Below are 23,279 nucleotides of genomic sequence, written 5' to 3'. Positions count from 1 at the left end.
GGGGGACATCCAGGGTGTCCCCCATAACCTATGATACCGATATTTCTTTGCGGGATTGGGTGGCTGTTGCGGCGCAACAGCAGCGCACGCTTGACAGGCGGGCCAGACAGGACACTAATGACCCCATAACGGCGAAAAGCGTTCTGGGGACGCCCGCAGCCAGGGGACAGGACAGCGACCGGGCAGGGGCGGCAGCCCCGCGGCGGGGCCGGAGAGCGAGGACAGCATGCAGGCGATCCGTCCGGCCGGGCACGAGGGGGCAAGCCGCAAATATGACCTGCTGACGGCGCTGGCGGCCCATGCGCTGGCGGGCGACCAGCACCGGCAGCGCATGGTGCTGCGGCTGATGGCGCTGATCACCGCGCGCTACAACTGGCAGCGGGACGAGCTGGCGGTGGGGCAGGCCGAGATCGCCCGGCTCTGGGCGGTGGACGAGCGCACCGTCAAGCGCGACATGGCGCGGCTGCGCAGCCTCGGCTGGATCACCGTCAAGCGGCAGGGCGCGCGGGGGCGGGTCTCGGTGCTGGGCCTCGGGCTGGACCGCATCCTGCTAGACACCCGGCCCGAATGGGCGAATGTCGGTCCCGATCTGGTCGCCCGCCTTGGCGGCGCACCCGAGCCCGCGGAACCGGGCGACAGCCCCACGGTGGTGCCCTTCCGCCGCGCGGGCGGCGGCGAGGGGGCGGCGGGCGCGGTCTGGGCGGCGGCGCGGGCGCTGCTGTCGGCCGAGGACCGGGGCGCCTATGAGGCCTGGTTCGCGCCGCTGGCCGATGCGGGGGTCGAGGACGGCCAGCTTCTGCTGCTGGCCCCCAGCCGCTTTCACGCAAGCTATGTGCAGGCGCATCTGCAGCAGCGGCTGGTCACTGCCGCGCGGCGCTGCGACCCGAGCCTTGCCGGGGTGCGGCTGCGGGCGGAATAGGGCAGGGGCCGCTCAGGCCCCGGGGCCGGTCCAGATCCCCAGAAGGGCGGTCGCGGCGACCAGCGACAGGAAGACATTGACCGCGATCAGCACCCAGCCGGGCAGCCTGCGGATGTCGGGGGCCAGCGGCTCGACCCGGAACAACTGGCGCCAGACCCCGGCGGTGAAGCAGAAGATCGCAAACAGCATCAGCACCGAGGCCTGCGCCATCACCATCCAGCCCGGCACCAGCCCCTCCAGCAGCGTCCGCGCGCCGATGCCGCCCGCCAGCCCCACCATCCCCGTGCGCACCCAGGCGGCATAGGTCCGCTCGGCCGCGAAAACGGTGCGGTCGCCGGCAAGCTCGGTCCGGCGCTCGGCGCTGTCCTTGGTGACGACGGCGGCCTTGGCCGTGACCTCCGCCGCCTCGGCCGAGGTTTCCGCGGCCTCGGAGGTCCGCTCGGCGGCTTGCGTCGTCTGCCGGGCGGCGGCGCTGGAGTCCTCGGCGGCCGAGGCCGCGCTTTCGGCCGCCGCATGGGTCTTCCTCGCGGTGCTGCCGACCGCCTTGCCTTCGTCCATCCGCCTCCCCCCCTTTGCCGGCCCCGGCCCCGGCCCCGGCCCCGGTCCCGGCCACAGGCGCGCCGGCAGCCGGTCTGCGAGGAAAGCCCCGGCCCGCCCATCGGTTCCACCGGGACGCGGCGCCCCCCCCCTCAGGCAAGCTGCCGCAGCATCCGGGGCCGTCGGCCATGGCGCGGGCCGGTTCGCCGCGCCGCAGGCCGGGCAGGCCCCGGCTGCCGCTCATGGCCGGAAGCGCAGGGCGCAGTCCGGCTTCGAGGGTGCGTCCATGCCGTCAGACACCGCGCAGGCCGGTCGAGCGCAGGCCGGTTCGACGCAGGCGGGGCGGCTCTGCGCCTGCCACGCTTCTGCGGCCCGGCATGGCGGCGGAACGCCGTGACGCGCCTTTCGGTCAGCTACCGGGATCGCGCGGGCCGCTGTCCTGCTGGCGCAGGGCTTCCTCGGCGGCGTGGCCGCTGTCGTGAATGGTCCCGCGGCGGCGGCGTTCCAGCGTGCGGCCGAGGCGGCGGCGCAGGAAGGCCGAGGAGGAATAGCGCGACACCCGCCCGTAAAGCCGGGCCTCGAGGTCGTCCACCATCGCGGCCCAGTCCCGTTCCACGGGTTCCGCGATGTGGAACTGGTCGTAGTTCACCACCACGTCCACCCGCCGCCCAAGGGGACCCGCGACCGCATCGACCCGGTCGCGGATCGCCTCGACATCGGCGGGCGTGCGGACGGCCAGCCGCGACAGGTTGATGAACAGGATCTCGCGGCCCGCGTCCCAGGTGATCCGTCGGTCCAGGGGAACGGTCAGCAGGTCGTCCTTGAGCCCCATCGGCGCGTCGGTGAAGATGCGGGGGTCCATGAGGGCCACCTCGCCCACCAGCGGGGCAAAGCCCATGCGGTCGAGGATGTCGCGCTGCAGGTCCACGCCGGGGGCGATCTCGGTCAGGCGCAGGCCTTGCGCGTCCAGCCGGAAGACGCAGCGTTCGGTGACGTAAAGGACCGGCTGGCCCAGCCGGGCGGCGCGGGCGCCGGAGAAGGTGATCTGCTCGACCGACGCGCCGAACTTCTGCGCGCGGCCCTCGGTTTCGATCTGCAGCCGGCCCTCGCCCGCGCGGACGGACAGGCCGCCCGCCGTGAAGGTGCCGGCGAAGACCAGATGCCGGGCGTTCTGGCTGATGTTGATGAAGCCGCCCGAGCCGGCGAGCTTCGGGCCGAAGCGGCTGACGTTCACGTTGCCCGTCCCGTCCACCTCGGCCATCCCGAGGCAGGCGAGGTCGAGGCCGCCGCCGTCGTAGAAGTCGAACTGCTGGTTCTGGGCGATGGTGGCCTCGGTATTGACCGCCGCGCCGAAGTCGAGGCCACCTGCCGGCTGGCCGCCGATCACCCCCGGCTCGGCCGTCAGCGTCACATGGTCCAGCAGCCCTTCTTCCGCCGCGACCGCCGCCACCCCTTCGGGCATCCCGATGCCGAGGTTGACGACGCCGCCCACCGGCAATTCAAAGGCGGCGCGGCGGGCGATCACCTTGCGGTCGGTCAGGGGCAGGGGGGCGGCCGCATCGGCGGGGGCGCGGTAGCGGCCGGTGTAGTAGCGGTTGTATTGCGTGGCATAGGTCTGCGGGTGCAGGTCCGGGGGCGCCACGACCACGGCATCGACCAGCGCGCCGGGGATCACCACCTCGCGCGCGGGCAGGCTGCCCGCGGCCACCACCTCGTCCACCTGGACGATCACCACGCCGCCCGAGTTCCGCGCCGCCATCGCCTGCGCGAGATTGTCGAGGATCAGGGCCTCGCGTTCCATGGTGATGTTGCCGCGCTGATCGGCGGTGGACCCGCGCAGCAGCGCCACATGGATCGGCATGGCCTTGAAGAACAGCCGCTCGACGCCTGCGACGGTGACAAGCTCGACCAGGTCCTCTGTCGCGGCGGGGCTGATGCGGCCGCCTTCCAGCCGCGGATCGACAAAGGTTTCCAGCCCCACATGGGTCAGGCTGCCCGCCTTGCCCGCGGCGATGTCGCGGTACAGATGCGAGATCACCCCTTGCGGGAAGTTCCAGCCCGCGATCTCGCCCGCCAGCGCCCGCGCGCCCAATTGCGGGATCAGCCCCCAGTGGCCGCCGACGATGCGCTTGACGAGGCCGGGCGCCGCCAGCCGGTCCAGTCCCCGGCCCTTGCCGTCGCCCTGTCCGGCGGCGAACAGCAGGGTCAGGTCGCGGGGGTGGCCTTCCTCGGCGAAGCGGTCGGCCAGCGCCTTCAGCAGCGCCTCGGGGACGCCCGCGCCGACAAAGCCCGAGGTGGTGACGGTGTCGCCCGAATGGACAAGGGCCGCGGCGTCGCGGGCGGGAACGATCTTGTCCGCCATGGCCTAGCCCATCGCTCCCAGCAGGATCACGACGATGGTGGCGAAGACCGGGATCGCGACCGACACGACGAAGATGTCGCCGTAGCTTTTCTTGTGGGTCAGCCCGGTGATCGCCAGCAGGGTGATGACCGCGCCGTTGTGGGGCAGCGCGTCGAAGCCGCCCGAGGCAAGGGCGGTGACGCGGTGCATCAGCTCCATGCTGATGCCCTGCTCGCGCGCCATCGCGGCGAACTGCTCGCCCAAGGCCTGCAGCGCGATGGACATGCCGCCCGAGGCCGAGCCGGTGATCCCCGCCAGCACGTTCACGGCCACAGCCAGCGAGGCCACCGGGTTGGTCGGGAACAGTCCCAGCACCGCGTCGCGGATGATGGCAAAGGCCGGCAGCGACGCGATGACCGCGCCGTATCCCACCTCGGAGGCGGTGTTGAAGATCGGCAGCAGCGAGCCCATCGTGCCGCTGTTCACGCTGTCGGTCAGGTTGGTGAAACGGTGCCAGTTCAGCGCGATCGCCAGCACGATCGACAGCACCAGCGCCACGATGATGGCCCAGATGCCCGCAACCGATTGCAGCGTGGTCGCGCCGTATTCCGGCTGCGCGAGGTAGCTCGCGTCCATCCGCGGGATGACGATGTAGGTGAAGACCGCGTTCAGCACGATGACCGAGACCACCGGCAGGATGGCGATGCCGAAGCCCGGCAGGTCCATGTCCTCGGGCAGCGAGCTGTCGGCGGCGGTGCGCGGGTGGTCGCCGTAGCCTTCCGACCGGGCGTGCGCGGCGGCCGAGCGGCGGTTCAGCCACAGGACGCCCCCCACCAGCATGATGACCCCCGCAATGGTGCCGAGGATGGGCGCGGCGAAGACGTTGGTGCCGAAGAAGGGCATCGGGATCGCGTTCTGGATCGCCGGCGTGCCGGGGAAGGCCGTCATGGTGAAGGTGAACGACCCCAGCGCGATGGCCGCGGGCAGCAGGCGCTTGGGCACGTCCGCGCGGCGGAACAGCGCGTTGGCGATGGGATAGATGGCGAAGGCCACCACGAAGAGCGACACGCCCCCGTAGGTCAGCACCCCGCAGGCCAGCACCACCGCCAGGATGGCGCGATGCGCGCCGACGCTGGCCACGATCTTCTCGGCGATGGTGCGGGCGGCGCCGCTGTCGGCCATGACCTTGCCGAAGATCGCCCCCAGCAGGAACAGCGGGAAGTAGATGATCACATAGCCGCCGAGCGAGCGCATGAAGACCTGCGTGTAGGTCGCGAGGATCGGCAGATCCCCCGACAGCAGCACGGCCAGCAGCGCCAGCAGCGGCGCGAGGATCAGCACGTTGATCCCGCGATAGGCGAGATACATCAGCAGCCCGAGCGAAAGAACGATGCCAAGGAGTCCCATGTCCGACGTCACCTTGTGGTTGTTTGGAAAAGAAAGTTGCAAGAACGTCCGGCAATGACAAGCATTGTTGCGCGTGGGGGCTGCGCCCCTTTGCGCCTGTCTCGACAGGATCGCCGAAGGATGCTACCTTTGGCTGTGGCTGCCGGTCCGTCCTTTTCGGGTGACGCGGCGGTCCGACCGGACGGTGTCGGCGATGCGTTTGATCGACCCACTGAAGATTGCCTTGTCCATTTTCACGGCTGCCGGACCGGCCCTGTCCCAGCCGGCAGAGCCGCAGCTTTTCGCGGTCACGGCCACCGGCCCGGCAGCGGTGCCGGGGCGCGAGCCGCCGCCCTTCCGGGGCGTCGCCTTCGCCATCGGCCCCGACAGCCTGCTGACCGCGCAGGGCGCGGTGGGCGACCCGGCCCGGTTCAGCCCTGCCGTGCGCTTTGCCAAGACCAGCGTGCCCGACCGGACCATCGAGCTTTTCGGCAATGGCGGCCCGGCATTCCCGGCGGGCGTGGCCGCGGCAGACGGCCCGGCGGCGGTGCTTGTCCGCAGCCCGCAGGAACCGCCGCTGGCCAGGGCACGGCTGAGCGCCTGTCCGCCGGGACAAGCGGGCCTGCGCCTGCGGGCGGATGGCGAGATCCCGGTCGAGCCGGTCCTTTCGGGCGGCGTCGTCACCCATTACCGGGTGACGCGGCCCGATGGATGGGACGGGCGCGGCTTTCTCGGCGCGCCGCTTCTTGACGGCGAGGGCCGGGTCGCTGGGATGCTGGCCGACGTGGCGGATGACAGGCGCCATGTCGCGATCGCCCCCATGGCGGCGCTTGCCCATCTGGTGCCGCAGGCCACCCCCATCGACTGCGACCCGCGGCCCGCCACCGGCATCGCCGCCCTGAACCGGACCACCGGCGCGCTGTCGGCACGGGTCGGGAAGACCGAAGGGATGCTGCAGGAAACCCAGCAGGCGCTGAATGTCGTGACCAGCGGCCTTGCCGATGTGGCGGACATCTTCGCCGGCCCCGGCGAGGGCCAGGCCGATATCGAGCCGGTCCTGCGGCTGCTCAGGGATACGCTGCAGCCCGCGCAGCCGCTGGCCGGGCGGGTGTCCAGCATCTCGACGATCCTGCAGCGCCCGACCTGGACGACCAAGGCGAAGTTCTCGGACAGCAGCCTGACGCTGACCCTGACCTTCGCCTACCGGATGCAGCTTCCGGGACGGCCGTTGAGCCAGACGCTGCATCTCTGCAGCAGGCTTCTGATGCCCTACCAGGGCCAGCGGGATTCAGAGCAGTATTTCCGCTCGCCCGCCTTCTACGCCGCGGCCGCGCGGCCCGGACGGTGCAAGGAAGCCTTTGTGAACCTGCCCAATCCCGGCGGCCCCTCGGATTGGGGCGAATACCGGGCAGAGCTGTATCTCAACGACTTCGAGCACGAGTTCCGGGAATATGTCGCCGGGCGGAACTGGATCGACCCGGCCCATCCCTGGAACCGGGTCATCTTTGTCGCGCTGGTCAGGCCCGAGGCGGCGGGCGGCCCGGACCCGCAGGGGGCGGCGGTGATCCAGCGGGCGCTGATCCGGCTGCCCGAGGGCGGGGACGGGTCGGGGGGCGCGCGGCCGGTCGAATGCCGGGTCTTCGACAGCGACCAGGAGGTGATCGACTTCCTGGCCGAGATGCAGCCGCCGGTCTCGCCCTCGGACCTGTCCACCACCGGCTTCGACGACCTGCCCCGGCTGAAACTCGATCCCGCCAATGCGAGCGACGAATGCGTGCCTTCCTCTGCGTCCTGACGGTCCTGGCAACTGCGGCGCAGGCGCAAGCGCCCGGTCCCGGGGGGGATGGGGCGGGCTTCGACATCATCCACGACGTCCCCCCGGTCCAGAGCATCGCCATCGATGCCGCAACGGGCGGGCTGTTCGCCGCCGTGGCCCCGGATGGCGAGGGGACCGGATCGGCCATCGTGCAATGGCGCCTGGACCCGGTCCGCCGGGCGGCGCTGTGGCAAACGGAAACCATCGTCAGCGACATCGAGATCACCCCCGCTGGCCTTGTCTATGCCGCGGGCCAGCGGGCCGCCCGGCCCGGCGGCCCGGCGGGGTCGCGCAGCGGCATGGTGATCACCCTCAATCCCGCCCGCCCCGCGGACCCGCCTGCCGTCTTCATCAGCTTTCCCGACAATGCCCGCGTCGATTTCCCGCGCTACAGCCAGGCCGCGCATGACGGCGGAGAGCGCATCTTCGTGACCACGCCCACGCAGTTCACCGTGGCCGGCTATCCCGAGCGGCCCTTCCACCCCGGCGAGACGCCCGATGAGCTGCGGCTGCGATGCGGCGTGCCGGCGCAGTTCAGCCTGTTCGGCCCCCCGGACCGGCCGGGCTATGTCGCCTCGACCGCCGATGGCGCGCTGCTGGAAGCGGGGCTGGTCCGGCCGGACCCGGCGGCGGCCTTCCCCGGCGGCTGCTTCCGGGTGGCCAATGTCTTCAGCAAGGACGCCCCGGCCACGCTGAACAGCGTCGTCCACGCGGTGCTGGCGGATGCGGGCGGCACCGCCGATGCGGTGCTGGCGCTTGAGCCGAACACCGGCACCCTTGACCTGCTGCGGCTGGACGGCGGCACGCAGCAGTTGTCCCGCGCCGGCTCGGCCGATCTGGGGGCGGGCGACGGCGCCTTCACGCTGCTTGCGGCAAGCCGCGACGGCTCGGTCATCTTCGTCGGCGGGCCGGGGCAGGAGGGCATCCTGCGGTTCCGGCGCGAGGGCGACGGCCTTGCCCGCGCCGGCACGCTGTGGACCGGGACCGGCCTGCGGCAGATCGAGGTCAGCGCCGACGGACGCCTTGCGGTGCTGGTCATCCGCGATGCCCGCGGGCTTGACCGCATCCACCTGATCCGCGCGCCGGGGGCCCTGGCCGACGGCGCGGCGGGCCTGCCCCCCGGCGGCGACAGCCTGCGGCTGATCCAGTCCGCGCTGAACGAGGCGGGCTTTGCGGTGGGACCGGCGGACGGCATTCCCGGCCCCCGCACCGCCGCCGCCATTTCAAAGGCGATGGCGCGGGAGACCCGTATCGAATCAGGCGGGTTTGACGTAAAATCAATGATCGAGGGGGTGTTCATGACCCCCCCGGCCGGGAAATGATCTGGAGAGTTGGAGGCTCGCATGATCACCTTCCTGTTATCCGCATTCCTTGGACTTTCACCCGCGCCGGTCACCGGCTGCCCGGTCCCGCAGGCGGCGGGGAACATCTGCTGCATCCTGCCGACAGGGCAGCAGTGCTGTTCCCCCACCGCCGACGGGAACGGACGTCCGACCGGCTGCAACTGCTACTGAACGATCCCGCCCGCCGGCAGGCCGCCGCGCCCGCGCGGTGCCCTCGCATGGCCTTTCCCATGGGGGTTCCAGATGTTCCGCACCGCCGCCCTTGTTGCCCTGCTGTCCGCCGCAGCCCTTGTCCGGGGCGGGGCGGCGGCGCAGGATTTCGTCACCGGGGACGAGATCCGCAAGGTCTCGCCCCGCGCCGCGGCCCCGCTGGTCGAGGCGCTTGTCCAGAACCAGGGAATGCTGGACGCCCATGACATCGACAGCCGGCTGCGGTTGTCGCATTTCCTGGCCCAGGTCATGACCGAGACCGGCGGGCTGCGGCGGCTGGACGAGAACATGAACTATTCCGCCCGCCGGCTGACCCAGGTCTTCAGCCGCAGGACGGTGACGCCCGCCAAGGCCGAGGCGCTCGGCGGCCAACCCGAGGCCATCGCCAACTGGGTTTACCGCAACCGTCTGGGCAACGGCGGCCCCGAGACCGGCGACGGCTGGGCCTATCGCGGCTCGGGCTATATCCAGTTGACCGGGCGCACCAACTATCGCCTGCGCGGCGAGGAGATCGGCCTGCCGCTGGAACAGCAGCCCGACCTTGCGCGGCAGCCGGGACCGGGGCTGGAGGCCGCCGCCGCCTACTGGTCGGCGCGGCAGATCAACCGCCCCGCCGACCTGAACGACCGCCCCGGCATTCGCCGGCTGGTCAACGGCCCCCGGATGGAGGGGCTGGACCAGGCGATCCTGTGGCACAACCGCATCTGGTCGGGCATCTACCGCGACCGCCCTCCCTTTCCCGATGAAACCGCGGCGGTCGAGACCGCCGGGATCGACGAGCCGCTGGACGCCCAACAGGCGCTGGAACGCATCCTCGTGGACGAGGGCTTCGCCGAGGCGGGCGCCATCGAATCCGGCGGCGAGGAGGCGGCGGCGCAGGCGCTGCGCGATTACCAGGAAAGCCGCGGCCTCGAACCCACGGGCGTGCTGGACGAGGACACCTTCTACGCCATCACCGACCCCGAGGAATGGCGCAACGCCGAGGACACGGAAATGGCCGCCGCCCCCTTTTCCGGCGAGGGCGACCAGGGCGTCGGGCATGACCTTGCCGGGACCGCCCCGGCCGCGGTCCCGGTCCTCGATCCCGTCACCGGCAGCGGCGAGGCGGGGACCGAGACGCTCGACATCGGCGAGCAGACGGATTTCGCAGCCGCAGGCGGCACCTATTCCGCCTATGAGACCGCCGAAGGACGCTATGAGGGCGGCAGCTTCATCCCCTTCACCGTGATCGGGGATGACGACCGGGTGGCGGTCCTCGACACCACCGCCTTTCCGTCCCGCGCCATCGTCCAGATCCTGTTCCGCAAGCGCGCGGGGCTGGGACAGAGCCTCTGCACCGGGGCCATGATCGCCCCCGACATGGTGCTGACCGCCGGGCATTGCGTCCATGGCGGCACCGCGATGGGAAGCTGGTATGCCGATTTCGAGGTCTTTCCCGGCCGCAACACCGGCTCGAAGCCCTTCGGCGCCTGCAAGGCCACCCGGCTTTACGCACTGCGGGGATGGACCGCGTCATTCTTCGTATCGGATTCGCGGCTTTACGACCTGGGCGCGATCCGGCTGGATTGCGACATCGGCCAGCGCACCGGCTGGTTCGGGGTGGCGGCGCTGCCGGACGCGGCCTTCGGCCAGCCCTCGACCGTGCAGGGCTATGCCGCCGACAAGGCGCCGCCGGGCCGGCAATGGGTCAGCCTCGACCAGTTCCGCGTGCTTGAATCCGACAAGGCCTTTTACGAGAACGACACCTTCGGGGGCACCAGCGGCTCGCCGGTCTACACCGGCGAGGATTACCGGATCACCTGCGTCCACACCAACGGGCTGCACGGGTCGGGCAACTGGTCGCGATTCAACGCCTGCACCCGCATCACCCCCCCGCGCCTTGCGACCATCGCGGGCTGGCTTGAGGAGCCGCAGCCATGAAACCCCTGACCATCGCCGCGCTGGCGCTGCTGTTGCCCGCCCCCGCGCAGGCGGACGCGCTGGACCCCACCATCGTCCATGTCGAATGTTCCGAACCCGGCGGCAATGCGCGCCGGGGAACGGGCGTCGTCATCTCGCCGGACGGCATGGTGCTGACGGCGAAGCATGTCGTGCTGGGAACCGCGGCGGGCCTGAGCGATGCCACCACCTGCGCGGGCAGCCTCGGCCATGCGCTGACCCCCAAGAGTCAGATGACCGTCCAAAGCCTCAGCGGCGCCTATGACGCGGCATTGCTGAAATATCCGGGGCTTGCCGGGGCCGAGCATGTGCAGTTCTGCCCGGTCGAGCCGCGCCACAAGCGCGCCCAGGTGATCGCCGCGGGCTTTCCCCTGCGCAGCGCCACCGGCCAGCCCTCCGAGCGCATGGGCATCCTCGCCACCATCGAGCCGGACCCCAAGGGCCTGCTGGAAAGCGACGCCGTCACCACCAGCGGGATGAGCGGCGGCCGCGTCACCCTGGCCGAGAACGGCCGGCTGGTCGGCATCGTCTCGGGCGCCCTGCCCGAGCCGGCGACGGGCTATCCCAGCGCCTATGCCGTCCTTGCGGCCAGCCGCCTCGCGCCCGAGTTCGGGCAGTTCGGCCTGTCCTCGGACCCCGCGCTCTGCGGCCCGCGGGAACGGGTCCTGCCCCCGGCGGGCAACCCCGCCGCGCCATGGGTCGCGGGCGACGCGCCCCTGCCGCTGGGGATGAAGGAAGGCGAGGGCTTCTGCTACCTCGTCCGGGTCTGGGGCAGTTTCGACGACATCGCCGACGCGGTCGAAATCGAGCTGCAGAACGGGGAATACGTGCTGCACGGCAGCGACGCCTCGGACCCCAGCAGCCACGGCGCCGTTGCCCGGTGCGTCCGCTTCTGAGCGGCCGGGCGAGGGGCCTCACCTGCCGGGGGGAAGGCGACGGCGCAGCAGCGGCGAGCCGGAGGGGCGCGCCGACCCGCAGCAGCAGGCCGCGTCACTGCGCCACCTCGACGCGCAGGGCGGTTTCGCCCGCCGCGATGGTGATTCGGCCGCCGCCCGGACCCACGGTGAAGGATATCTCCTCGCCCCGGTCGCCCTTGTCGATCTGCGCCCCGCAGGCGGGGTGAAGCGGCAGGCCGAGGCAGGCTTCCTCCTCCTCTCCTTCGCAGGTCTCGTCGGCGGGGGTCGGGCGGCAGGCGAAGGTCACGCGCGCCGCGCCGCCGTCGCGGTGGCGCAGGGTCAGCAGGCGCAGGTCCTTGCCCGGCGCGGCGGGCACCTCGGCCTCATGGACGGCGCCGGCGGCAAGGGCGAAGGCGGTCTGGCCGCCGAGGCTGCGGACCCGCGGCGCGAAGCCGCCCAGCAGCCGGCCAAGCCCTTCGGTCCAGCGCGGCGGCGCGTCCCCGCCCTGCGGGCGCGGCGCGAAGACCATCAGCGCCACGAACAGCAACCCGAACAGCGCCAGCGTGATCAGGCCCTTGCGCATGATCCGCCATCCCGTGGGGGGCGGTCCGCGGCGGTCACTGCGGCAGCCTTTGCATGATGACGCCGTCCATGAACTTGGGCGCCACCACCATGTCCTGCAGGAAAAGACAGCGCCTGCCGATGCAGGGCTCGCTGCGGTAGAAGACCTGGACGATGCTGCCCGCGGGAAGCTCGGTCGGACCCTCCGGTGCGGTGCGGTGGACCCGCCCGTCCTCGGGACCATCGGTGACCGAGGTCAGGTTCATCCCCAGCCCCAGATCGGCCAGTTGCTGCCGCGCCTGATCCACCGTCAACCCCGCCAGGCGGGGCATCCGCACCACCGGGACGGGGGGCGCGGCGTTCCTGATCTCCTCGATCCGCGCGGCATCCACCCGGACCTCGCCCTGGGCGACCGTCAGGGCCGGCGCGTATTTCACGTCGAATCCCAAGGGGGCCAGCGCCTTCACGGTCGCGGAGGGAAAGCGGGCGTCGGGAAAGCGGCAGATCAGCGAATCGCAGGGACCGTCGGGAATGCGCACCGTCAGCGCCACGAACTCGTCCTCGTCCACGCCGGAACCGGCCGCGGGGCGGGTCGAGATCACCGTCAGGGGCTCGCCCGTGCCCTCGCGCGACAGGGCGAAGGTAACGCCGCGGTCGATGGCCTCGACCACCGCCGAGGCGGCGTTCTCGGCGCGCTGGCCGACAAGGCCCTCGGGGACCGGGGTGGCGGGGGCGCGCATGAACATGAAGGCCCCGACGCCCGCCAGCAGCACCACCATCGCGGCGGCGGCGGCGAAGATCCACCAGGGGATCTTCTTCTTCGGCGCGGGCGCGGCGGGCGGCGCGGCCAGGGTGAAGGCGACCGCAGGTCCCTGCACGAAATCGGCGTCGGGGTCGCTTTCGGCGGCGACCCGCAGGCGGAAGCCGTGGTTGCCCGCGGGCGCGTTCGGGGGCGGGCGCACCGTCACCTCGATGCTCTGGTTGCCGCCGTAGACGAAGTCGCGCTCGATCTTGCCGGGCGAGGTGGCGGGGGCGCCCGCGATCTCGAACCATTCGGGGCGGGCGCCGTCCAGCGGCTCGACGGTGATGCGGCCCACCTGCGCCGATGGCGCCATGTTGCGGACCAGAAACGTGGCCTTGGCGGGCGGCGTCACCCCGCTTGCATCGGGTGCCCCCATCTCAAGGCGCGAAGGCGCTTCGGTGATCTGGAAGGAAGGCATCGGTCAACTCCCTTGGTGCGGGCCGGCGTCGGGGATCGGCGCCAATTCAAAGGTGGTGAAGGCGGGTTTCTCGAACGCGATGATGCGCCGCACGAGGTCCAGCCGGGGCAGGGCGGCGGCCGGGATGCTGACGCGGAAATGGAACGGGCGTCCGGCGCTTTCCTCGATGCCGAAGCCCTGCACGCCGGTCGCGGTTTCAAGGAACCGGCGCAGGGTCGCGGCCGAGCCGCCGCGGCGGCCGAGCGCGGCGGCGGCGGCGGTCAGTTCGCGCAGGTCGCCGGCGGCGGGGCGGTCCTCGCCGGGGTCCGTCTGCAGGTAACGGCCAAGGCCCACCCATGCCGCCAGCACCGGCACCAGCCGGTCGGGCGCGCGGCGGGGATCGGCCAGCAGCGCCGGATCGGCGATCGCCGTTTCCAACGAGCCGTGCAGCGCCGCCATGACATTGAGCAGCCCGTCGAGGACCGAGCCATCTGTCAGCCCGCGGCGGTAGATCTCGGGCAGCAGCAGGGCGATCTCAGCCGGTTGCATCGTCGCCTCCGGGGGGTTCGGCGCCGAACTGCAGCCGGTGGGCGCCCGCGCAGGGCAGCCAGCCGGGCGGCAGCGGCAGGCGGTCGGTGAAGCGGCGGCCCTCGATGCGGGTGAAGGTCAGATCCTCGGGATCGCCCCGCGACAGCCCCTGCGCGGTGCCGGCCAGCAGGGTCCGCCCGCCCGGCCGCAGCGCCACCGCCGCCACCGGCAGAAGCCGCGCCCGGTCGTTGTCGATGGGCAGGCCCGAGGTCAGCCGGGACGCCCGCCACGCGGGCTTGGCGCCGCCCGCATCCAGCATCAGCACGCCCGCGTCGCGCGTGCCCGCCGCGACGCGGCCCCCCGCCACGTCGAAGGCCATGCACGATCCGCCCTTCCAGCCCTCGGGGAAACGCTGCCAGCCCTGCGGGTCCAGCCCGTCCGCGCGCACCGCGATCCGCATCGGCCCGGTCCCGGTCTGCCCGGCCTCGGCCCAGACCGCGGCCCAGAGCCAGAGCTGCCCGCCGTCGCGCGCAAACGCCAGCGCCCGGATGTCGAGGTTCTGCGAGCCGGGAAGCTGCTGGAAGCTGCCGCCCGCGCCGCAGCGGGACGACAGCCACACCCCCCCGCCCGAGCGCGCGGCCAGCGCCACGAAGCCGGTGCCGGCGGCGCTGGTCGCGCTGGCGGCGGCGTAGAATCCGGTGCCGCCCGGCCCGACCTCGACAGCCTGCAGGCCGGGGGTGGCGAGGTCGCGCTGCAGGCAGCCCTCGGCCCCGGCGATCACCAGCCAGCGCCGGCCTTCCCGCGTGGTGACGGCAAGGCCGTGGACGGGTTTCGGCAGAACCTCGAGCTCGGTCCATTCCTCGCCGCAACTGGGCGAACTGCGCAGCTCGGTCTGGCCGTCGGGGCGTTCCAGTGCCAGCGCGAGGAAGCCCGGCAGGTCCGGGTCGGTCGCCAGCGCCCGGGGCCGCAGCCCTTCGCCGCCCGCCACCCGTTCCCAGGCCTGCGCGTCGTCAAGCGAGCGGTAAAGCCCGTCACCCATCAGCGCGTAAAGCGTGCGCGGCTGGTTGGGGTCGGCGACCAGCGCGCCGACCGGGCCTTCCGGCCTGTCGGTGGTCGAAAGGCTGACCCCTTCGGCATAGCGCACGCCCGGCTCGGCCAGGATCGCCTCATAGACTTCCGAAATCCGCAGCGCCTTGCCGGCGGGCCAGCCGCCCAAGGGCGACAGCAGCGCGTTCAGCCGCCGCGTCACCCGCCGTTCCAGCGCCGGGATGTCCTCGGACGGCGAGGCGGCGATCCGGGCCTCGACCGCCACGGGGCGGCACCGGGTCCAGCGCACGGCGACGCGGACCCCGATCGGCCGATGGGCGTCCAGCAGCTTTTCGACCCGCTCGCGCAAAGGTTCCTGCCGGTGGGCGGCCAGCATCTCCTCGGTCACGGCGCCGGTCTCGGGGTCGGGGGACACCTGCGGGACGATGCGGACCTCGACCACGCCGGGGCGGCCGAAGGACCACAGCGCCAGTTCCGCCTCAGCCCCGGCGCGGGCAACGCCGCCCGCGGCCAGCGCGACACGTTCGAAATCGCTGGCGGTGATGGCGGAATCGGGCATCCGCACCGCGTCCGAGCCCCGCGCCACGAAGGCGGCGGGGGTTTCGGCATCCTCGCCGCCCGTGGCCCGCGCGGGGTTGGTGATCGACAGTCCCGGCACCGGCTGGCGAAGCTGGGTCAGGGTGCCGGGCGGCACGTTGCCCGCGCGCCCGCCGCCGACCAGATACCAGGCCCGGATCTCGGCCCCGCGCGGGGGGATGGCGAAGCCGCCGCCGTCGCCCGCGCGGATCACCCCCGACAGCGGCGCGAAGGTGATCCGCCCCGTCGTGCGGTCGGCGACAAAGGCGCGCGGCGGCTGGCCGGGACGGAAGCCGGGCACCTCGTCCCACAGCACGAAGACCCGGCCTTCCAGGCTGATGGTCCGGGCCTCGGGCGGGACCTCGTCGCCGCCCGGCCATTCGACGCCCACCCGCAGGGTCTCGGCCACCGGCAGCGGGCGGGGCACCGGGCCGCGGCGCAGGGTGAAGCTGCGCCCGGCCTCGCCGGTGCCAAGGCCCAGAAGCTCGCCCTCGACCGGCTCGGCCTGGACGGCGGGCACCTCGGCGGCGGTCTCGCCTTCCACGAAGCGCAGGGGGGCGCAGGTGGAAAAGATCACCTTGCCCTCGGGGTCCGAGACCCGCAGCCCTTCGGGCCATTCGGCGGCGGGCAGGTCGTCGCCCGCGCGGGTGGCCTGCAGCCGCGTTTCGGCCGCCGCCGCCGGCAGCGGCAGGACGCCCAGCAGCTTCAGCAGTTCCAGATGCAGCCGCCCCGGCAGGCGGTTCAGCCGGTAAAGCATCGTCTCGGTCAGCCAGGCATAGACCTCGACCAGGGTGATCCCCGGATCGCCGGGGGAATGGTCGGTCCAGTCGGGGCAGCGGGCGCGGATGATCGCCAGCGCCTCCTCCACGAGGTCGGCAAAGCGGCGGCGGTCGATCAGGTCCTCGTCACGCATGAGGTCCCCCCAGATCGAGCGTGAAGCCGAGGCTGCCGTGCTGCACCGTCCGGCGGATGCGGTATTCCAGCCAGATCCGCAGCGCCTCGGGCGCGCCCTGCGGGTCGGGGCCGGCATCCAGCCGCAGGATATCGACCCGCGGCTCCCACCGGCGCAGGGCCTGGCGGACGTAGTGGATCGCAAGCCCGGCGGTGGTGGCGTCGTTCGGGGCGAAGACCAGCCGGTCCAGCGGGCAGCCGTAATCGGGCCGCATCACCCGTTCGCCAGGCACCGTGCCCAGCAGGATCATCAGCGACTGGCTGATGAGGGCCGGGCCGCCGACCATAGCCACGGCCCCGTCCGCGGCAAGGGCCGGGCCGCCCAATGGGTCGAAAAGCCATCCCTGCAAGCCTGCCATCGCGCCCCCTCCCTTCATTCCCGCAGGGTGACGAAATCCTGCCCCGCTGCGCCGGCCGAAAAGGGCACGACGCCGAGCTTGCTCCAGTCCGTCTTTCCGGTGGCGGAAAGCTTCGCCATCGGCTGGCCGTCGATGAAGACGAAGGCGGAATAGGACGCGGCCTCGTCCACCGAGACCGTCTTGAAGCACGGCGGGTTGGCGGGCGTCGCATGGGGGCAGGCCGTGATCGGGCGGTTCATCAGGTCGGGGCGGACCAGCACCGGCACGCCCCCGATCCGCACGAGGTCCTGCGAGGCTTCCAGCCCCACCCGGCCGCCGTGGGCGCAGCGCAGTTCGGCCTTTTCGGTCAGCACCTTCAGCATCGCCTCATTCCCGTTCGAACCGGATTTCCGCCGCCCGGATGGTGATGGTCCGGCGCGGCGCCTCGATCACCAGATCGGCGGCGGCGGCAAGCCGCACGCCCTCCGGTTCCATTTCCAGAAAGCTTCCTCCCGATGTCGCAATCTTCAGCGCGGCCCCGCCGCCGGCGAGGTCGAGGACCTGCCCGCCCCCGGTCCGCAGCACGATCCCGTGCGGCTGGCGCCGCGCCTCGGTGGGCAGCGCCTGCGCACCGAACAGCCCGCCCAGCAGGATGCCGCGGGCCGGGTCGCCTTCGGGAAACAGCACCAGCAGGTCGTCGCCCTTCTGCGGCAGCGCCACCATGCCGCGCCGCCGCCCCGCCCCCGGCGCGAGGCAGGCCATCCAGCCCGCGTCGAGGCCGCCGAAATCCGGCAGCTCGATCCGGCAGCGGCCCATCTTCTCGGGGTCGCTGTCGTCGGTGACCCGGCCCACCGCCACCAGCGGGGTGCGGGCGGGCGCGGGCAGGCGCGGGGCTTCGGTCGAGAACTCGGTGACATAGCCTTCGGTCGCCGACAGCCGGTGCAGGGCGCGGGTGACGACATGGCCGCCCGCAAGCGGGGGCAGCACGCCCTCGATGGTCACGGCGCGGCCAGGCATCAGGCCGGGATCGCCCTCGGCCAAGCCTTGGGCCACTGCGGTTTCGGCGGCGGCGCGGTCCAGCGTGGCCTGCAGCATCGCCTCGGCCTCGGCATCGGTGCCGCCAAGGCGGTTCAGCAGCATCCGCTCGCCCCCGGGCGGGTCGTCGCCCGGATCGTGCAGGTCGATCACCCGGTCCTGCCGTGCCAGCGAGGCGCGGTTGGTGCGCGGCTTCAGCGACAAGGGGTCGCGGCTGTGGATGGTGCCGCCCGGAAGCCACCTGTCGGCGGCCAGCGCCACCTCGCAGGACAGAAGCGACTGCCCCAGCGTCAGGGTCAGCGCCGCCTCGCCGTCGCCCGCCAGCGACAGAAGCAGCAGCATCCCGTCGCGCAGGACCGGGTAAAGGCCGGACCGGGCGGCAAGATCGGCCAGGAAATCAAGATCGGTCTGTTCATGCTGCAGCACCAGCGTCCGTTTCGGCGTGGTTTCCAGACTGCGGCTGCCAAGGCCGAGGTCGGCGGCAAGCTGCGCGGCCACGTCCTCGGCCGAGACATCGGCCAGCGCCCGCAGCGTCTGGCGCCGGGCCAGCCGGATCAGCGGATCGCGCGCCACCACCCGCAGCACGCGCCCCGAGGCCGAGGCTTCCTCGCACAGCCCGGTGATGGCGCCGGCGAAGACGGGGCGGCCGTCGATCGCCGCCGCAAGCGGGCTGCCGGGGCGCAGGCTGTCGGTCCAGTCCGGGTCGGCAAAGACCATTTCCAGCGCCGCGGGCGCGCCGAGCGACTGGCGCAGCAGCGCCTCGGACAGCCGCGCCGCCAGCGCCGCGTCGATCCCGGTCCCCCCCAGGGTCAGTTGCAGGCGCGGGCGGGGGGTGAGCGGGCGGTTCATGGCGCGGGTCCGGCGGGCGGGCCTGCGGTCAGGACGGTGCCCGCATCGATCCGCAGCGGGTCCTCGATCCCGCTGGCCTCGGCGACCTGCGGCCAGTTTTCGGGGTCGCCGGTCAGCCACAGGGCGGCAAGGTAAAGCGGCGTCGCCGGCTGGCCGTCGGGGTCGGCGACCGCCGGGATGGCGTCGGGGAGGGTGTCGGGCGCCCCATCGGGCGGGGCCGCGCCCGCGGGGGGCGGGGGGCCGATGGGGGCGGTCTCGGCCTCGGGGACCTGCCGCAGCTTGAGGCTCATCCACGAGCGGCCGGGCACGCCCCCCGCGCCGAAGCGTTCCAGCCGTTCGGCCAGCGCCAGCACCACCACCGGCAGGTTCCAGGCCGTGCCCCAGATGAAGCGGCAGACCGGCGGGCCGCGCCCGTCCCCCGCCGCCCGGCCGGGTTCCGCCAGCGCCAGCAAGGGCCGGGTCAGGTCGCGCACGTCGGGTTCGGTCAGCCGCGGCGGCTCGGCGCCTTCGGGCGCGGCGGCCGGGCGGGGGTCGAGGCTCTGGGCCAGTTCGGTGTCGAACAGCAACTGCAGGTCCAGTTCCGTGACGCCCCCGCCGGTCGCGATCAGGGGATCGTGGCTGCCGCCCGCGCCGGTCAGGGCGCCGCCCCGACCCGTGCGCTCGCGCAGGCCCGCGCGGCGGGTCAGGGTCAGGCTTTCGGGATTGAGCAGGCAGGACACGCGCTCGCCCGTGTCCTCGATGAGAAAGGTCACGCGCTCCATCCGCGTTTCTCCTGATCGGGCAGCGGCTCGGCCCAGCGGCGCGGCGCCGGGGCCGCGGGCAGGGCGGGGGACGCAGGAAGGGCGGGCCACGGGTGCGGCGCCTCGGGCGCGGGTTCATTGGCGGGTGCGGGGCGGGATGCGGCGGGCGGCAGCGGTAGCGGAGCGGCAGGCCGGGGCTGCGGTTGCGGGAAGGCCGCTTCTGCCGGGGACGCGGCGGGCGGCAGGGGCGGGAAACCTGCCGCCGCCACCGGGGTCAGCGGTGGGAACGGCCAGACGGTTGGGCAGGCGGCTTTCCGTTCGGGCAGAACGAAGGACCGGGGATCGGCCGGATGTTCTCGGTTTGGCGCGGGGATCGGAAAACCGGCCTTTCCGGCGGCCGCGTTGACAAGGGCGAGGCCGGGGTCCTGGCGCTGCAGCGGGTCAGGAGGGCGGGAGCGGTCGGTGGCCGCGTCCCGATGGAACTCGACGCGCGACCACGACGACTTGCGCTCGGGAGGGGGGAGAGACGCGGGCGCCGCGGGGCGGGCAGGCGGTGGATGGGCCAAAGCGGCGTGCGCGGGCCGCGCCGGATGCGGGCCGTGGAACGCGGCCGGTTCCGGCGCAGGCGGCGCGGCATGGTCCCAGATCAGGCGGGGGGGCGGCCGTTTCGCCGGGGGTGGCGCGGCCTGCGGCATGGAAGGTGGCGGCCGGGCGAAGGACAGGCCGCCCCGGAGATCGCGCCCTGCGGGAGTGCTGCGGGGGTCGCTGTGCCAGAGGGAAGGCGGGACCGGGGCGGGACGCCGCGGGGGCGGGGACAGCCGCGCGCCCTGCATCGGGCCGGAGAGTTCCCCGCAGGCCGCCACGGCCGCGATCCAGGCCTCGGGGGCGTCGGGAAAGCGCCCGCGCAGCCGGGCGGCCCGCGCCTCGGCCCCGGTTTCCCGCCGGTCCAGCGCCTGCGCCACCCGCCGCAGAAGCCGCGACAGCCGACGGCGCAGCGGAAGGCGGGGGCGCATGGCTCAGACCCGCTCAAGCTGGTCGAAGGACAGGCGCAGCAGTTCCACCGCGACATCCCGCCCCAGCGCGTCCAGGGGCGCCCCCTGCCATTCGCAGGGCCAGGCGTTGAACAGGTTCCAGCGCAGCGCCTCGGTGGTGCCGTCGCTGTCCAGCATCATCACCGACACGTTGCGCCGCTCGACCCGGCCCTGGATGGTGGCCTGCATCCAGGTCCACAGCTCGGCGTCCCGGATCAGGCCGTAGCGCAGCGTCACCTCGGCGTAATCGACCGGCCCCGGCATGGTCCGCACGATCTGGCCGATGCCGCCCTCGCGGTAGCGGATCGGGTGGACCCGGACGCCGAGGCCGCTGACCTCGGTGAAATGCCCCCGCGCCACGCCCGGAATCTCAAGCCGGAACTGGAAGTTCCGCATCGGATCGGGGCTTTGCGGTCCTTGGGTGGTGTCCATCTCTGGCATGGCGGGTTCCTTCGCGGGTCAGGGCATCTCGGCGCTGGTCTGGCCGATGCGGAAGATCACGAATTCGGCGGGGCGCACCGGGGCCAGTCCGACCTCGATCACCACGCGCCCGGCGGCGATCTCGTCGGGGGTGTTGGTTTCGGCGTCGCACTTGACGAAGAAGGCCTGTTCCGGCGTCGCCCCCTGCAGGGCGCCGTTCCGCCACAAGAGCGTCAGGAACGCCCCCACGTCGCGGCGGATGCTTTTCCACAGCCGCTCGTCATTCGGCTCGAACACCACCCACTGGGTGCCGCGGCGGATGCTTTCCTCGACCATGATGAACAGGCGGCGCACCGGGACATAGCGCCATTCGCTGGCCGAGGGCGCGAGGGTGCGCGCCCCCCAGAGCACGATCCCCCGCCCGGTGAACATGCGGATGACGTTGACCCCGGCCGGGTTCAGCACCGCCTGCTCGGCATCGGTCAGCCGCTGCGACAGCCCCAGCGCCCCGCGCACGACCATGTTCGCCGGCGCCTTGAAGACGCCGCGGCGGGTGTCGTTCAGCGCGAACATCCCCGCGACATGGCCCGAGGGCGCCACCGTGACCAGCTTGCTGGAATCGAAGGGGTCGCGCACCACCAGATGCGGGAAATAAAGCCCGCCATGGCCGCGCTCGCTTTCGCGGGCGCGCTGGCCGCCCGGCTCGCCGTCCGCGTCGCCCGCCGGAAGGCTGGCCACGCGGATCAGCCGCGACAGGTCGGCGGCCTCGGCCGGGCCGTCGAGGATGGCAAAGCAGGTGCCCAGCAGCTCGCAATGGGTCAGCAGCAGGTCCTGGATGGCGGGGTCGGTCTCGCCGGGGGCGGCGACCATCGCGATCTCGTCCACGGCGGACAGCGCCCGCAGCCCCTCCTCGAAGCCGCGGCCGGGACCGGTGTTCACCACCCAGGCCCGCCGCCCGCCGTTGAGGAAGAACCCCGAGACGGCATGCGACAGCGGGGTGGAAACCCCCGCCTGCCCCCCGTAGATCCGCAGGAAGTCGCGCCAGTTGTTGACGGCCAGGGCCTCGCCCGGCCGGGCGCCCGCGTCGGGCGCAAGCCCGAGGAACGCGGCGGTGGTGGTGCCCACCTCCTCGATCGGCCGCGCCCCGGTCGAGACCTCCTCGACGTAGACGCCTGGTGTCAGATATTCGGGCATCTCGGCGATCCTCCCTTGCCCGCTGCGTTACCCGTCCCGGCCCGCGGCGCGCCGCGGCACCTTCTGGCTGCTTCTGAGAATGCGCTCCGTCACCGGCAGCGCGGGGGTGGCGTCCCGCTGCCGCTCGACCGTCAGGACGAGATGCAGGCAGGGTCCGGGCGCGGGACCGTGGCGGGCCTGCGCCTCGGCCGGGGCCAGCAGGCGCAGCGGGCGGTGCCCGGTGCCATCCATGCCCGGAAGCCCGGGCGCCTCCAGCGCGGCAAAGGCCAAGGCGCAGAGCAGCGCGTCGCCCGCGCCCGCATCGGCCATCTGCACGGTCAGCCGGTAGATCAGTTCGATCCTGAGCGTGCCCGCGCCGAAGGCGGCGGCGGGGTCGATGGCGACCAGCGCGAGGCTGACCCCTTCGGGCGGCTTCTCCCCCGTCCCGCGCAGATGGACCTCGGCGCTGCCGGCATGTTGCCGCACCCAGTCGATCAGCGCGTCAACGGGCATCGCGGCGACTCCTCCCCGAAACCGAAGCTCAATGTAAGTTTACCAGATTTCGGCGGTTTTCACACGCCCGGATTGCAGGGAGCGGGCGATTTCCTCAGCCCGCGGTGCTGCGGATCGCCCGCAGGATCGAGCCGAGCGCGCCCACCAGCAGCACCAGCATCCAGACCGTCCCCGCCACCGCCGAGATCAGCGCCGCCAGCACATCGGCGATGGCCGCGACCACGCCGGGAACGAAGCCGATCAGCAGCCCGGTCAGGAAGGTCAGCCCGACCGACAGCCCCAGCAGCACCAGCAGCCCCTTGTTCTTCAGCAGCGCCGGAGTGGCCACCATCAAAAGCGCGATGCCGACCAGCTTGAAGATCATCAGCAGCGCCAGCACCGCCCGCGCCGCGCCCGCCGGAAAGGCGCCCCATGCGGCCAGGTAGACGGCGGTGCCGAAGGGAAAGGCCAGAAGCAGCGAGACCATCAGGACCAGCAGCGTCAGCGCGGCGAAGATCAGCAGCAGCCCGGCAAGGATGCCGAAGACCGACAGGACAAGGGTGACGAAGCCCTGCAGTTTTGCAAGCTGGCCCATGGGCCGGATGATCTCGACCGCCATCAGCGCCAGCGTCCAGCCAAGCGCGAGGTCGATCAGCCCCAGCATGCGGATGCCCCATCCGGGGGCGCTGTCCGTTCCCGCCGGGGCCATGCCGCCCAGCACCGAGCCAAGCGCAAGCTCGCCCAGGATCGCCATCGCGAAGGCGAAAAGCCCCAGGCAGAAGATGCCGATCCTTGTCGCGTCCATCCGGCTGGTCCGACCACAGGCGACCCTTGTGCAAGAATAGACCCGCATGACCCTTCTGCCAAGCGGCTGCCGCGCAGCCTTCGGGGGATGCCTTCCGGCCCGCGGGACCTGCGCGAATTGCGGCAATGCGTTGCGGAAAGGATTCCGT

At 72.5% G+C, this 23,279-nt stretch carries 21 protein-coding genes; 5 read left to right on the top strand and 16 right to left on the bottom strand.

Features of this window, described 5'->3' with window-relative positions; translation table 11 throughout:
- Positions 1–226 precede the first annotated feature (226 nt).
- On the top strand, positions 227–919 hold the full coding sequence (locus JGR78_RS17185; protein WP_182804530.1) for a DnaA N-terminal domain-containing protein: 693 nt from the start codon (positions 227–229) through the stop codon (positions 917–919).
- 12 nt (positions 920–931) lie between these two features.
- Here JGR78_RS17185 and JGR78_RS17180 read toward each other — a convergent pair whose 3' ends face one another.
- From JGR78_RS17180 to JGR78_RS17170, 3 genes are all read right to left on the bottom strand, one after another.
- Positions 932–1,477 carry a DUF202 domain-containing protein gene (locus JGR78_RS17180; RefSeq protein ID WP_182804532.1) on the bottom strand — a complete coding sequence of 182 codons (546 nt, stop codon included), beginning with the start codon at positions 1,475–1,477 and terminating at the stop codon, positions 932–934.
- 388 nt (positions 1,478–1,865) lie between these two features.
- The gene (locus tag JGR78_RS17175; RefSeq protein ID WP_182804534.1) at positions 1,866–3,818 is read right to left on the bottom strand and encodes an acyl CoA:acetate/3-ketoacid CoA transferase; all 1,953 of its coding nucleotides are present in this window, start codon (positions 3,816–3,818) and stop codon (positions 1,866–1,868) included.
- A gap of 3 nt (positions 3,819–3,821) precedes the next feature.
- A complete protein-coding gene (locus tag JGR78_RS17170; protein WP_182792907.1) occupies positions 3,822–5,204 on the bottom strand; it encodes a GntP family permease in 1,383 nt (460 codons plus the stop codon).
- A gap of 193 nt (positions 5,205–5,397) precedes the next feature.
- Between JGR78_RS17170 and JGR78_RS17165 the strand changes: the two genes are divergently transcribed.
- The 4 genes from JGR78_RS17165 (at position 5,398) to JGR78_RS17150 (ending at position 11,386) form a co-directional block, all read left to right on the top strand.
- Positions 5,398–6,978 (top strand): hypothetical protein, encoded by a 1,581-nt coding sequence (locus tag JGR78_RS17165; RefSeq protein WP_200559547.1) that lies wholly within the window; start codon positions 5,398–5,400, stop codon positions 6,976–6,978.
- Positions 6,954–8,321 (top strand): peptidoglycan-binding protein, encoded by a 1,368-nt coding sequence (locus tag JGR78_RS17160; RefSeq protein WP_182804538.1) that lies wholly within the window; start codon positions 6,954–6,956, stop codon positions 8,319–8,321. Before JGR78_RS17165 ends, JGR78_RS17160 begins: the two co-directional genes overlap by 25 nt.
- Positions 8,322–8,585: 264 nt before the next feature.
- Positions 8,586–10,472 (top strand): trypsin-like serine protease, encoded by a 1,887-nt coding sequence (locus tag JGR78_RS17155; RefSeq protein ID WP_182804540.1) that lies wholly within the window; start codon positions 8,586–8,588, stop codon positions 10,470–10,472.
- A complete protein-coding gene (locus tag JGR78_RS17150) occupies positions 10,469–11,386 on the top strand; it encodes a serine protease (protein ID WP_182792911.1) in 918 nt (305 codons plus the stop codon). Before JGR78_RS17155 ends, JGR78_RS17150 begins: the two co-directional genes overlap by 4 nt.
- Positions 11,387–11,480: 94 nt before the next feature.
- Here the strand turns inward: JGR78_RS17150 and JGR78_RS17145 are convergent, their stop codons facing one another.
- The 13 genes from JGR78_RS17145 to JGR78_RS17085 form a co-directional block, all read right to left on the bottom strand.
- The gene (locus tag JGR78_RS17145) at positions 11,481–11,969 is read right to left on the bottom strand and encodes a hypothetical protein (protein WP_182792912.1); all 489 of its coding nucleotides are present in this window, start codon (positions 11,967–11,969) and stop codon (positions 11,481–11,483) included.
- 34 nt (positions 11,970–12,003) lie between these two features.
- A complete protein-coding gene (locus tag JGR78_RS17140; protein WP_182804542.1) occupies positions 12,004–13,167 on the bottom strand; it encodes a PASTA domain-containing protein in 1,164 nt (387 codons plus the stop codon).
- 3 nt (positions 13,168–13,170) lie between these two features.
- Positions 13,171–13,695 (bottom strand): phage tail protein, encoded by a 525-nt coding sequence (locus JGR78_RS17135; RefSeq protein ID WP_182804544.1) that lies wholly within the window; start codon positions 13,693–13,695, stop codon positions 13,171–13,173.
- Complete coding sequence (locus JGR78_RS18520; protein ID WP_182792915.1) at positions 13,682–16,210, bottom strand: baseplate J/gp47 family protein; 2,529 nt, start codon at positions 16,208–16,210, stop codon at positions 13,682–13,684. Before JGR78_RS18520 ends, JGR78_RS17135 begins: the two co-directional genes overlap by 14 nt.
- Positions 16,203–16,607, bottom strand: a complete 405-nt coding sequence (locus JGR78_RS17125; RefSeq protein ID WP_182792916.1) for a GPW/gp25 family protein — start codon at positions 16,605–16,607, stop codon at positions 16,203–16,205. Before JGR78_RS17125 ends, JGR78_RS18520 begins: the two co-directional genes overlap by 8 nt.
- A gap of 14 nt (positions 16,608–16,621) precedes the next feature.
- On the bottom strand, positions 16,622–16,969 hold the full coding sequence (locus tag JGR78_RS17120) for a hypothetical protein (protein WP_182792917.1): 348 nt from the start codon (positions 16,967–16,969) through the stop codon (positions 16,622–16,624).
- Between the two features lie 4 nt (positions 16,970–16,973).
- The gene (locus tag JGR78_RS17115; protein WP_182792918.1) at positions 16,974–18,470 is read right to left on the bottom strand and encodes a phage baseplate assembly protein V; all 1,497 of its coding nucleotides are present in this window, start codon (positions 18,468–18,470) and stop codon (positions 16,974–16,976) included.
- Positions 18,467–19,231 carry a hypothetical protein gene (locus JGR78_RS17110; protein WP_182804546.1) on the bottom strand — a complete coding sequence of 255 codons (765 nt, stop codon included), beginning with the start codon at positions 19,229–19,231 and terminating at the stop codon, positions 18,467–18,469. Before JGR78_RS17110 ends, JGR78_RS17115 begins: the two co-directional genes overlap by 4 nt.
- Positions 19,219–20,223, bottom strand: coding sequence for a hypothetical protein (locus JGR78_RS17105; RefSeq protein WP_182804548.1), 1,005 nt, complete (start codon positions 20,221–20,223; stop codon positions 19,219–19,221). Before JGR78_RS17105 ends, JGR78_RS17110 begins: the two co-directional genes overlap by 13 nt.
- Positions 20,224–20,226: 3 nt before the next feature.
- Positions 20,227–20,682 carry a phage tail protein gene (locus JGR78_RS17100; RefSeq protein WP_182804550.1) on the bottom strand — a complete coding sequence of 152 codons (456 nt, stop codon included), beginning with the start codon at positions 20,680–20,682 and terminating at the stop codon, positions 20,227–20,229.
- Positions 20,683–20,700: 18 nt separating this feature from the next.
- Positions 20,701–21,855: a phage tail sheath family protein gene (locus tag JGR78_RS17095; RefSeq protein ID WP_182804552.1), complete on the bottom strand. Its 1,155-nt coding sequence runs from the start codon at positions 21,853–21,855 to the stop codon at positions 20,701–20,703.
- A 27-nt stretch (positions 21,856–21,882) separates the two neighbouring features.
- On the bottom strand, positions 21,883–22,347 hold the full coding sequence (locus tag JGR78_RS17090) for a hypothetical protein (RefSeq protein ID WP_182804554.1): 465 nt from the start codon (positions 22,345–22,347) through the stop codon (positions 21,883–21,885).
- A 94-nt stretch (positions 22,348–22,441) separates the two neighbouring features.
- On the bottom strand, positions 22,442–23,131 hold the full coding sequence (locus tag JGR78_RS17085; RefSeq protein WP_182792924.1) for a hypothetical protein: 690 nt from the start codon (positions 23,129–23,131) through the stop codon (positions 22,442–22,444).
- Positions 23,132–23,279 lie beyond the last annotated feature (148 nt).

The sequence above is a fragment of the Paracoccus sp. MC1862 genome (assembly GCF_016617715.1).
Classification (GTDB): Bacteria; Pseudomonadota; Alphaproteobacteria; order Rhodobacterales; family Rhodobacteraceae; genus Paracoccus.
Note: the sequence above shows the minus strand (reverse complement) of the source record. Positions and strands in the feature narration are given on the sequence as shown.